General features: G+C 44.7%; 7 protein-coding genes. 2 read left to right on the top strand and 5 right to left on the bottom strand.

What is annotated here, in order from left to right; translation table 11 throughout:
* Positions 1–184: 184 nt before the first annotated feature.
* From BLQ13_RS24840 to BLQ13_RS24825, 5 genes are all read right to left on the bottom strand, one after another.
* Positions 185–2,281 (bottom strand): acyltransferase family protein, encoded by a 2,097-nt coding sequence (locus BLQ13_RS24840; protein WP_090924388.1) that lies wholly within the window; start codon positions 2,279–2,281, stop codon positions 185–187.
* Positions 2,282–2,774: 493 nt separating this feature from the next.
* On the bottom strand, positions 2,775–3,491 hold the full coding sequence (locus BLQ13_RS24835) for a hypothetical protein (protein WP_090924387.1): 717 nt from the start codon (positions 3,489–3,491) through the stop codon (positions 2,775–2,777).
* Positions 3,491–4,339 (bottom strand): ATP-binding cassette domain-containing protein, encoded by an 849-nt coding sequence (locus tag BLQ13_RS24830; protein ID WP_244159458.1) that lies wholly within the window; start codon positions 4,337–4,339, stop codon positions 3,491–3,493. Before BLQ13_RS24830 ends, BLQ13_RS24835 begins: the two co-directional genes overlap by 1 nt.
* A gap of 23 nt (positions 4,340–4,362) precedes the next feature.
* A complete protein-coding gene (locus BLQ13_RS28605) occupies positions 4,363–4,539 on the bottom strand; it encodes a hypothetical protein (protein WP_167375840.1) in 177 nt (58 codons plus the stop codon).
* A gap of 342 nt (positions 4,540–4,881) precedes the next feature.
* Positions 4,882–8,706, bottom strand: coding sequence for an LAGLIDADG family homing endonuclease (locus tag BLQ13_RS24825; protein ID WP_090924385.1), 3,825 nt, complete (start codon positions 8,704–8,706; stop codon positions 4,882–4,884).
* Between the two features lie 227 nt (positions 8,707–8,933).
* Here BLQ13_RS24825 and BLQ13_RS24820 point away from each other — a divergent pair, with 227 nt between their 5' ends.
* Both BLQ13_RS24820 and BLQ13_RS24815 read left to right on the top strand, forming a co-directional pair.
* Complete coding sequence (locus tag BLQ13_RS24820) at positions 8,934–10,694, top strand: DEAD/DEAH box helicase (protein ID WP_090924384.1); 1,761 nt, start codon at positions 8,934–8,936, stop codon at positions 10,692–10,694.
* Positions 10,695–10,699: 5 nt separating this feature from the next.
* Positions 10,700–11,845 carry a YqhG family protein gene (locus BLQ13_RS24815; RefSeq protein WP_090924383.1) on the top strand — a complete coding sequence of 382 codons (1,146 nt, stop codon included), beginning with the start codon at positions 10,700–10,702 and terminating at the stop codon, positions 11,843–11,845.
* The last annotated feature ends 51 nt before the right edge of the window (positions 11,846–11,896 follow it).

Here is an 11,896-nt window from a genome sequence, read left to right as displayed (position 1 = left end):
ACATATCAAAAAAAGCCCTCCCTGGGCAATGTCATGAAGTCAAGACTAACTTCAATCCCATTGCTCTCAGGGAGAGACTTTAAAATTGGACGTATACTGCATGTGCTGAACATGTATTGCATGATTCAAAGATATAATAGCTGGATAAGTTCGTATTAAAGGATTCTATATGTTAATCGTTCGGTTATTGAAGACTGTTTTTCACCAATGCTGCAAAAGCTTCAGAACCTTCGGCGGTCAGATGCACCCCGTCTTTTTCAAAATATTCGTCGTGCCCTTCACTAGCCTGATTCCAATCAATAAGAGAAACATTACTGTAACTGGAGGCTGCATCCGTCAGAGCCTTGTTCACCGTTCGCTCCCAAGGACGCGGCACACGTACCGTGACAAGATAAACCCGTGTTTTATCCTTCAATCCATCAAGTACGGACTTTAAATTTTTGGAATTAAAGGAACCGTTCGTTCCAAGCTCAAGCACCACCTGATTGCCCATTTGCTTGTTACGCTTCAAATCCCTCAGCACATCTCCAGCCTGCCACATCTGACGGCCGACATGGCCATCTACGTACACGCCGGATATGCTCTGCTCCAGATAAGGCTTGGCATCCAGAATAACGGAATCTCCGATAATTGTATATTGGACTTTTTCATTCTTAGTGACAGGTGTCGCAGGTTTATCCGTTGCCCCTGAATCCGTTGCATCGGTTGTGCCTTCATCTGGTTTCGAACCCGATGGGTCGGTTTCTTTGTTTCCTGAATCAGATGAATTGGAAGCAGGATTATTGTCAGGATTAGAGGGCGAGTTGCCCTGATCCCGGCTATCGTTGGATGAATCGTCCGGCTTGGCCGATTTAGACCCATCTGTAGATGCAGTTCCAGGCTTGTGACTCCCATTCGTTTTCCCGTCTGACGTAGACTCCGTACCTGACTGAACAGATGGATTCTTTTCCTCGGAATCCGAAGGTTTTGTTGTAACGGGTACAACGTCCTGACCCTTTTCTTCAGCAGACTTTTCGCCATTGAACACCGTGGACAGGGACACCGAATGTGAATCTGAATTGGCTGCTACTGGCAGTACCGTCTGCGATATGGCATAACATAGTAACAGGAACGTCATCAGCAGGCCTGTTCGTTTCCACCATACCTGACGGGGAACGAAAGAGGTACGCCCTCTTCCCCACAGTTTTGACAAGGAATCCCGAAAACCGTTATAACGAATCGGGTTTTCAATATATTTTAGCGACATCGATGCAAGTACAACCGTTGCAACGACTTGTAGCAACATACGTACAGGATGTGCACCGCCTGTATTTACAACAGGACTGGTCAGAACAATAATCGGATAATGCCACAGATATATTCCATACGAACGTTCACCAATCCAGCGCAATGGTTTTGCCCCAATAATCCTTGCCAGCAAAGACGAAGGATGGGCAAGTACTGCCACCAGCAGGGTTGCGGCAATCGCTTGTATCACCATGCCCCCCTGATACAGGAACGAGTCGTATTCGCTCGTATTCAGCATCATATAGATTAGCACCGCTAAGGCAGCAATTCCTGATACGTCCAATACGAGTCGATTCATCGCAGGCAATGTGCCAGACAGCTTCCGGCTTGGCCAGACTACAGCTAACGCTGCCCCGGCAAGCAAGGCAAATGCACGGGTATCTGTTCCATAATATACACGGCTCGGGTCCAGATCCGGGTTGTACATGATGGCCATGGCGCCAGCTGAAAGTTCAGCTGCAACGACAATGGAGACGACCAGCCATCCCTTTCTTTTGAACAAAACGATCGCTGCAATTAACAGAAGCGGCCAAAGCAGATAAAACTGCTCCTCAACAGCCAGTGACCAGAAATGTCCAAAAGGTGATGGTGGACCGAAACTTTCAAAATACGAAACATGGTGAAAGATATACCACCAATTACTTATGTACGTAACACCGGATAAGATATCCCCTTTGAGTGAAGCAAGCCGGGACGAGTCTGTACATAACAGCCAGAGCATCACAACCGCTGTCATGGTTAGCATGCCAGGCAACAACCGCCTAAACCGCCTTAACCAGAAATCTCCAAGCGCAATGCGCCCATGTTCCCGCCACTGGGATAACAAAATATCGGTAATCAGATAGCCTGACAGAACAAAAAATATACCTACACCGAGCAGCCCGCCCGGAATGAAATCCAAATTTAAATGATAAGCAATCACGCCAAGTACCGCGATGGCTCGTAAGCCATCCAGTCCGTTCATATGCCTCTTTTTTTTCACTGATTGTGACATGCGCGCCCCTCCTTGTTACTGCGAGTCCACATCCATCGAGATCGGGGCATCCTGTTACACTGGCTCATTCTAGTTGTTATTAACATACGTATTGCACCTTCCATCTTTCATTTACAACATAAAGAAGACGAACTGCCTATAGATTTAGTTGTATTGATTGTGAATCTAACTTATATTTTCTCGTGATTTCACGATTACGTTTAGCATTATACGCCTCAAAACAACTTCATAATTGACAAGAATAGTTACAAACCCGTTTAACCGATGTAACCTTTTCTGCCAGCATAATCAGCTGTAAAATCATACTCTATATTTAATGTTTAATATAGTGCTTTTCATCGACTGGACATAATTACCTGAACTTATTCAATAGAAAAAGGCCGCCGACTTGCTCAGCAGCCACTATCCATTATAAACCTAACTCAGAGCGGATTGAAAGTTTTGCTTATAATTGCTTCTTCCTTCCTAGGACTCTAGAGGTGGAACGAGAATATCAATGCATTGCATCCAGCTTGCGTCTGTGAATCATTAAAACAAATAATCCTGCTGTAATCGCACCATATACGAGCGGTATAATTATTACCATTAGCTTCTTAAATAGACTTTGTGCATCATAATTAATTAACACATCTATAGTACTACTTAGAGGAGGCAACAGATAAATCATTGGTGTAAATCCGTCTGGCAACATCTGTTCTATACCTTGCACAGAAAGTGTAATAACAATGAGCACACTCAGCATTAAAAAAGACATGACGCGGGAACGAACAAACTTAGAACTAAACCAGCAGGCTAAAGCAATTCCAAGCCAAGATGAAACCAAATGATAAATCAGGGCCATGCCTAGCTCTTCAACACTCGGAGTTCGATCAAACTTTTGAAAAATGGCTGGGAAAGAAACGGCATACAGAGCGAGTGGAATCGTAAAAAGCCAGCAATATAACAATTTCGCAACATAAAGTTTTACCAAACCGCCACTATGCAACACCGTAACCGATTCCTGATTTGTCGTTTCCATATCAATCAACGCATAACAAATGACAACAGAAATAATAAAAATAAATGTTGTTGAAAATGCATAACTAGCCATTACTGGATTCGGAACGACACTGTATACGAAAATAATCCCCATAAAAAATACAAAAGTAGCCGGACCATAGCGATAAGAACGCATGAAACAAGTATGTAAATATGACAGTAATGAAATCATTAGCCTAGCTCCTTTCTCGTTAGACTAACAATCTCTCCACCTTTATTTATAAATTCGGGTAAAAAACTACGATAATCTTTATACATAAAAGTCATGACCATATAACCATTTTCACTTCTTTTATATGTAATATCGGGGAAAAATTCAAGAAGATGATCAACAACGCTTAAATCTATGCTGCCTTCCAGCTGAAAATATACAACCTTCTGCTCAGAAGACGTATGTATACTCTCCTTACTCAGTCTTCCTTGATGAATCCAGTATGTGTTGCTTTCCAATTGACTTGCTAATAACGGATCGTGCACCGCTGCCAAAATCGATGTCCCTTCTTCCTTAATTTTGTTCAGAGAATGTAGCAAATGCCCTGTTGACTCTTCATCCAATCCTGAGAAAGGCTCATCTAATACCAGAAGGTCTGGCTGCTTAATCATAGCTTGCATTACATTTGTTTTCTGCAACATTCCTTTTGAGAAATGACTCATCTTCAACTGATCACTCTGTTCAAGACGAAACAAATCATGCAACTCCTTGATACGTTCTTTCAATTCTTTCTTAGTCATACCTGATATTCTGCCCATATGTGTCAGATACTCCGTCGAAGTCATCCTTAGTTTCGATAATCGATCCGGGGTATATCCAATCACTAGATTCGTATGCTCAAGTAACCTTTGACCCGACGTTAATGGAATTAATCCACTCACCATTCGGAGCATCGTACTTTTCCCGGAACCGTTGTTTCCTCTTATAATAATGCAATCTCCTTGGCTAATCACAAGCGATACATCTGTTAAAATTTCTCGGCCGCCGTATTTCTTAGAAGCTTCTTTTAATGTTAATAACGCCTTCATTGTCACCTTTCCACCACCCTTTACTAACGATCCCGTTTTCTTTCTAATGTGATCCATGAATAGTAGAGCATCCAAAATAGAGGTGGAAATAGAGCTACTGCAATATATCGATGGTGATATGGGAGCGTAAAAATGGTACCTACTGAGATCGGCACGATCAGAGCAAACAAAAACAAGTACTTTTTCCAATGTTTATTCATGATAGATGCTACCTCCTTCCTTCGTCCAGAACCTGACATGAACATTCATTTAAACGGAATATGTACCTCTTTTAACTGGATTTGTAAGAACACCGTCCTTATTTTAACATATTTAAGATTAAAGGGATGTCTAATGAATAAATAATTCAGATGAAACTAGATTCAATGTACACCGTTGACTAAAGAGACCTAAAGACGTCTAGGCAGTTCAATTGAAGTCTAGCAACAACAAAAAAACGAAGTGCTGGTATGTCAGCACTTCGTCTGTACACTTTTTAGGTTGAACATCCCTGTTCAGGCTCATTAGAGCAACAATTTACTCTAGATTTGTTCTGGAATAACTTAATTACACTTGCTGTATCCGCAGTTACTGCATGTTTTGCAGCCCTCCACATTGATCAAGGACGCCGAGCCGCATGAAGGACATAAGTCGATAGATTGCATAGAAGTCTTTTGCCCCTCACCTCCAGCATCGTCCAGTTGTGAGGTCGGTGTCTGCGTGTTCAGCAGAACTTCCTTTGTATTGTTGCTGCTGTTCATACGCTTAGCACTGTTCGGATTCTTCACTCCAATATCCTCATTCATCTGAACATGGCTTTCCAACGCTTTCGCGACGGCATCCGCAATGGATTCCACACGGTTAGCTCCAAAACCAATAGCCCCTGAACCTCCGATGCCTTTCAGATGTTTGATAAGCAACTCCACCTTATGACCATGATAGCCATATCGCAGGAATAGAGAGCACACCCGGCCCAGTGCCTCCGCCATCGCAAACACGTCCGAGCCTGCCTTGCCTACGTTGAGGAAAATCTCACCCGGTGTTCCGTCCAGATCATTAATCGTAATGTAAGCCATGCCAAACGGCGTATGCATCTTATACGTTGCTCCGCGCAATACTTGTGGACGGCGTTTATATTGTTTATCCACCACACCCGTAGTCTGTTCTCCCAAGTCTGGCAAGCTGGACTCTCGCCCTGCATACACCGGATTTGCTACCGAAACGGACTCAGCTACCTGGCTGTTGAATTCCTCTTTATCCGCATTCTGCTCTTCAATAGCTGAGGTGTCTTCTTTCTTCGAAGTAGAAAGTACTTGAACATCTCTACTGCCGTCCCGATAGATCGTTACCCCTTTACAACCTAGATCAAAAGCTAGCTCATACAGCTCTGCCGTATCCTGCACCGTAAAATCAGCCGGACAGTTTGCCGTTTTTGAGATCGAACTGTCCACCCACTTCTGAATGGCAGCTTGCACGCGAATATGATTTTCAGCCGAAAGATCCATCGCCGTCACATAATAATCCGGTAGGGATTCACCAGGATGTTGCTCCAGCCACTCCTCGGCAATCGGCACAAACTGTTCATCATACCCAAGACGGCTCTGGCGAAAATACTTAAAAGCAAAATACGGCTCAATGCCAGTCGATGTGCCCACCATCGTTCCGGTACTTCCCGTAGGCGCCTGAGTAATCAGCGTCACGTTACGAATTCCTTTTTGACGGATCGCCTCTCCAACCTCCGGGTACGTCGCCGTCATCTGTCTCATAAATCCACTCTGTAAGTAAGGTTCTGCCTCAAACGCCGGGAACGCACCTTTCTCCGCGGCAATCTCCGCTGAAGCGAGATAGGCTTCCTTTGCCATAAATCCATACAGTTTATTGAGAAAATCTAGCGATTCAAGACTGCCATAACGGATACGCAGTTTGATCATCAGCTCAGCAAGTCCCATGGTGCCTAGCCCCACCCGGCGTTCACGCTGCTGATTTAATCGATTTTCTTCAAAATGATACGGCGTCGCGTCAATCACATTGTCCAGAAATCTTGCCGAAATGCGCGTCGTTTCCGCCAGCTCTTCCCATGCCACATCGTGGTTTGTTTCATCATAAAATTTGGACAGATTGATTGCTGACAAGTTACATACGCCCCAGCCTGGAAGGCCCTGTTCACCACAATTATGAGCCACAACTCCACCAGCAATCAAGGAATGTGTAACTGGCTCTGTTATATCATATACAGTGACGTATTCTCCTTTTTCCAACTTCTTCACTCTCGACATAAACTTTTCTGACTTTCTTGACGGTCTTGCAATTCGCTCTAGAGCCTGTTGTTTCCTCGTAACATATTTAAAACCTATTTTTTCTTTGAAGCAAAGTAGATTGTTACCTGATATTATCAACTCGTAGAAACCCTTACTCTGGTAAGTCCTAAATTCTCCACCTTTTGTTGTGTAATTGAATAAAGATTGTGAAGATTTAGGTCGAGCATAAATTGAACTATTGATTCCATAATTCAATAACAGCAACTGAACACCTTGTAACAACTTTTTAGAGCTAGAAGTTAATCTTGCTGTTCGATGCATTTCATCTCTTTCATATACAGTACCATCAGCGCTAAACAAAGCTTGTAAAAAAGCTGTCACTGTTTTTTTCGAGGATGTAAATATCAACTCGGGAACCACTTTCTCCGGTCCTTTTGCTGAAGTTACTCCAATACTCGCTAGTTGTGAAACTAAGTTTTTCCTCCACCAGTAAACTTGTTTTGTTCCATTTGTTCTTTGATAGATCTTTGCCCTTATTCCTGATATTTTCTCACCGACATCTATAAGATGCGGTATCACCTCTTCATCGTCAGCTCCAAAAACCATGCCTACTTCCCCACGGACAGAAACCCATCCATCACCAATTAACCACCCTAAAAATAATCCCCATTCCTCTCCAAGTTGATCTTCTTCTGCAAATCCACCTTCAGCTGACTGAATATAAACATAGTCTTCAGAGTCTAGGTTCTTGGCTTGTTTCCACCCAAAATTAGTGTACAACTGATGCTCAGGAGTCACACTAATTTCAATTCCATTTTGTAGATGTATTTTAATGGTCTCTTTCTTTCCAGTTGGAAACACTGTTGCTGATCTCATCTGTAATCCAGGTATTTCGTATGAACGACCGCCAACAACTTTGGCCTTTTCGATAAGTCGATTATCCGTACCTACCATAAAAAACTCTCCTGTTTTTCTTCTATACAGATCTTCAATTGTTATAAGTCCATATTGGGTAGCTATTCTTGTTTTAGGATGGAAGCAAGGATTAGTACAGATGATCGGATTAAAATACCAGCTGTTGGACATCTGGTTGTAATACTCCATAAATACCACACCGGGTTCGGCTGATTTCCAGGCGGATTCAATAATCGTATGCCATATTTCTCGTGCTTTCACGGTACGATACGGAATAATGTTACGGCCTGACGCTTTCCATTTGCCCAGATCCCCATCCCACTCCGAATCATAGTCCGGGTCACTCGTATCGGGAAAAACAAGCTCCCAATCACCGTCCTGCTTCACAGCCTCCATGAACGCATTGCTTACGCAGACCGACAGATTGGCATTGGTCACTTGCCCCATCGTTTGTTTAACCGTAATAAAATCCAGCACGTCCGGGTGCCAATCGTTCATCATCAGCATCAGCGCACCCCTGCGGCTACCGCCTTGTTCGATAAGCCCCGTCGTATAACTGAACAAACCGCCCCAGGATACCGATCCGCTGGACGAGCCGTTCACACCTTTCACCACAGCCCGCCGCGGACGAAGGGATGACAGATTGATACCCACGCCACCGCCGCGAGCCATAATTTCAGTCATTTCGGTCAACGTCTTCATGATGCCGCCCCGGCTGTCTTGCGGAGAAGGAATGACATAACAGTTAAACAGCGTCAACTCATTACTGGCCCCTGCACCTGCAGCAATACGTCCACCAGGAACCAGTTTCCAGTCATCCAGCACCAAGCGAAACTTCTTCTCCCAAACAGCCTGTTGTTCAGGTGTCGATTCAACAGCTGCCATCGCTCGGGCAAGACGATCCCACATCTCTTCCGGTGTTTTCTCTATCGTAAGTGTCAACTTTTCCACATGGGTCTCGATGATCGTATCGCTACGTGTCCGCACTTTAACTAGTTGTGCCTGCCGTTCAACAATCTCACCAACTTCCTTCACCGGAAACTTGGGATCACCTTTCGTTAATACAAGTACAATATCTCCGACTTTTGCATGATTTGAATCGGCGTCCTTCCATGCGTACCGATCCAGAAATATTTTCTCGCTGAGCCCTTCCAGCTTATGTTTGTTCTCATGATGCTTCACTTGTTGGTTCGTTCCTGTATTGTTGGATGCCATCTCTGCAATCAACCTCCCCGAATAAACCGTTCATTTTAAATCAAGTGCTGTCTTTGAGAATAATTTATGCCTATATACTACATGTAGTGATTTATAACCATTATACTACACTATATGTTGATTTTCTATGTGATCTATATCATAGATCCTCTGAAACGGGTTATGAACTTGCCTTCCTTCGTCCATACTATTACCTACGAATAACACAAGAACGGAGAGGAAGCATCATGAACCGGAAACATCCGCATCATATGAATCAACCTGTAGCTGACTTACCTGTTCCTCTTGAGTTTGATCGAAGCTGGCTGGAACAGCTTGAATCTCGTTTGGACAAGGGCGGTCCTTGGGGGGATTACCGACTCTTTCAACTCGGTATTCAGGCTGAAGAAACGAATCTCATTCCGAACTTTGACGAAATTCAATGTCTGAAACATTTGCAAGATCTGACCCCACTTCCTCACCAAATGGATACGGCACGCAAAGTATTATTCGAAATGTCAGGCCGAGCCATTCTCGCCGACGAAGTAGGTCTGGGCAAAACGATTGAAGCTGGCCTGATTTTGAAAGAATATATGGTTCGTGGTCTTGTATCTAAAGTGTTAATTCTTGTCCCCGCTTCTCTGGTATTGCAATGGGTACGTGAACTCAATTCCAAATTTGGCATCCCGGCAGTTGCACAGAAAAAGGCTTATTCCTGGCAAAATGACGTTGTTGTTGCTTCTATGGACACTGCCAAGAGAGACCCGCACAAAGATATGTTACTAAGTATGGACTATGACATGATCATCATTGATGAAGCACATAAACTCAAAAATAAAAAAACAACCAATTATCAATTCATGCTGCAATTACGCAAAAAATACTGCCTGCTACTCACTGCTACGCCTGTGCAGAACGACATGAGCGAGCTTTTCAATCTCATTAACCTGCTGAAGCCCGGTCAGCTTGGTCGTCAAGGCGATTTTGCCGCCAACTTTGTCGTCGATAAACGTGTGCCCAAAAATCAGGAGCAGCTCAAAGATGAGCTGTCCAAAGTCATGATCCGTAACAGGCGTGGCGAAGGCCCCGTGCAATTTACAAAACGCAACGTCTCTAACGTGGATCTGCAACTTTCGCCTGAAGAGCAAGCACTCTATGACGGGGTAACCTCGTTTGTCAAAGATCAATACCAGGAAGCAGGCGGCAACCTTAGCAGCATGCTTTCCCTCGTTACGTTGCAACGGGAAGTCTGTAGCAGTCGGGACGCTGTGTTTGTAACACTCGTCAATCTGTCCAAAAAGCTACCATTGGATTCTCCACTGCGGGATAAAATCTGGGAACTGGTGGCTCATATCAAGGCGATTAAAGAAAATACAAAAGCCGAAAAAACGATGGAACTGATTCGAGATATGAATGAAAAAGTCATTATTTTCACGGAATACCGAGCGACGCAGGAATACCTGCTGAATTATTTTCGTAACAACGGGCTAACGGCTGTTCCCTATCGGGGCGGGATGAATCGAGGCAAAAAGGACTGGATGATGGATCTTTTCCGTGGCCGTGTTCAGGCGATGATTGCAACGGAAGCTGGTGGTGAAGGCATCAACCTGCAATTCTGTCACCATATGATTAACTTTGATCTACCGTGGAACCCGATGCGCGTAGAACAGCGGATTGGCCGGGTTCATCGGCTCGGTCAGCAGAATGACGTTAACATTTTCAACCTGTCTACGAAAGGTACGATTGAGGAACATATCCTGCATCTGTTGCATGAAAAAATTAATATGTTCGAGATGGTCATCGGTGGACTGGATGTCATTCTCGAACGGCTGGAGAAAAAGGAATCGATCGAAAAGAGTCTGTACAAAATTATGCTGGAATCGCAGAACGAAGAGGATATTCGCCGTAAAATGAACTCGCTCGGACAGTCGCTGAACACAATTCAGCGCGAAGTTGCTGACGAGGTGCCTTTAATCACCAAACTTGATCTTCACAAAGGGGGCAACTGATATCCATGACAATGTCACCGCATGAGATCCAGGCTTACGTCCTGACTTATCTGGAAGCTTTGGATTGCCAGATCATGGAGCGGTCACCTGCTCATGTGACGGTTAAATTATCACCTGAAGCAGACAAGGCATTAACGAACCGTCCGTATTACTGGGGATTTGTGGAGCGTGTAGGGGTGGAGCCTGAGACCATGTCATTTACTTTTGTTTTTGACCCGGAAGCTTATCAGCAGATCACTGAGGCGGCGGAAGCCAAGGCCAAAGCGTCTCAGCCTGTTCAAACGCCACCTGATGCTCCGAAAGAAACGATACTCGGACGTTATTTTGGCATCACGCCTTCCATGCCGCAGCTTGGTCCCGGACGCATTCTGCGAGAAGATGTTGTGTATGGTAGCCGCAGATTACAGCAGATATTTGCCGCAGCCCGCGAAGGTGGCGCCTTCGTAAACCTGTTTGAACAAGCCGCCAAACGCCAGATCAGGGCCACATCTCCGGCTGTGTACGAACCTTGGCTAGGGGTTTGTTTTAAAGTCGAGTTTGCTTGTGACCTGAAACGGGAGGAATTACACTTCCTTGGCATTTCACTAAGATCGGGTGAAATCATCGAAAAGTTCGGAAGCAAGCTGAGCCGGCGTGATCTCAGTCCAAGACTGGCTGAAAATATGCATGCCCAGTCACCGAAAATTTCGCTCGCTGATGCAGGGGCTACTCTCGAATCACATCTCACCGCTCACTTAAGCAGGCTCGATTATAGCTGGGCGGAAAAAGCGAAAGAACGCCTGCAACTCGAACTCGATGTGGTGGACGCCTACTATGAAGCCGTACTGCGAGAAGACATGCCTGAGGTTACTGAGGTTACTGAGGTTACTGAGGTTACTGAGGTAACTGAGGTTGAAACGGTTCGTCCTGTTCTTAATCGGGTTCGCGGCATATTAGAACCGGTCCCATCTGACGTGGAAATGGCCGCCGAATCTACAATACAACAGACGCAAGATGATGTAGACCCTGAGCAAGAAAAAGCAAAACAGGCGGTCATAGATCGTGAAGCGATGAAACTGCAGTATGAGAACAGGCGAACTGAGATGATCTGGCAATATGAGCCGAAGGTGAAGGTCACTGCCATAAGCAGCGGCATGTTTCACTTAAGATAAGACGAAGACACTACTTTTCCTGCAAATGCTGGCAAAAGTAGTGTTTATTCA

The organism is Paenibacillus polysaccharolyticus, from assembly GCF_900102085.1.
GTDB lineage: Bacteria > Bacillota > Bacilli > Paenibacillales > Paenibacillaceae > Paenibacillus > Paenibacillus polysaccharolyticus.
This window is presented reverse-complemented; position numbering and strand designations above follow the sequence as displayed.

Excerpts from the sequence above, each read along its gene's own strand:
- BLQ13_RS24840 (WP_090924388.1), bottom strand. The coding sequence starts at position 2,281 with ATGTCACAATCAGTGAAAAAAAAGAGGCATATGAACGGACTGGATGGC.
- BLQ13_RS24835 (WP_090924387.1), bottom strand. The coding sequence starts at position 3,491 with ATGATTTCATTACTGTCATATTTACATACTTGTTTCATGCGTTCTTAT.
- BLQ13_RS24830 (WP_244159458.1), bottom strand. The coding sequence starts at position 4,339 with ATGAAGGCGTTATTAACATTAAAAGAAGCTTCTAAGAAATACGGCGGC.
- BLQ13_RS28605 (WP_167375840.1), bottom strand. The coding sequence starts at position 4,539 with ATGAATAAACATTGGAAAAAGTACTTGTTTTTGTTTGCTCTGATCGTG.
- BLQ13_RS24825 (WP_090924385.1), bottom strand. The coding sequence starts at position 8,706 with ATGGCATCCAACAATACAGGAACGAACCAACAAGTGAAGCATCATGAG.
- BLQ13_RS24820 (WP_090924384.1), top strand. The coding sequence starts at position 8,934 with ATGAACCGGAAACATCCGCATCATATGAATCAACCTGTAGCTGACTTA.
- BLQ13_RS24815 (WP_090924383.1), top strand. The coding sequence starts at position 10,700 with ATGACAATGTCACCGCATGAGATCCAGGCTTACGTCCTGACTTATCTG.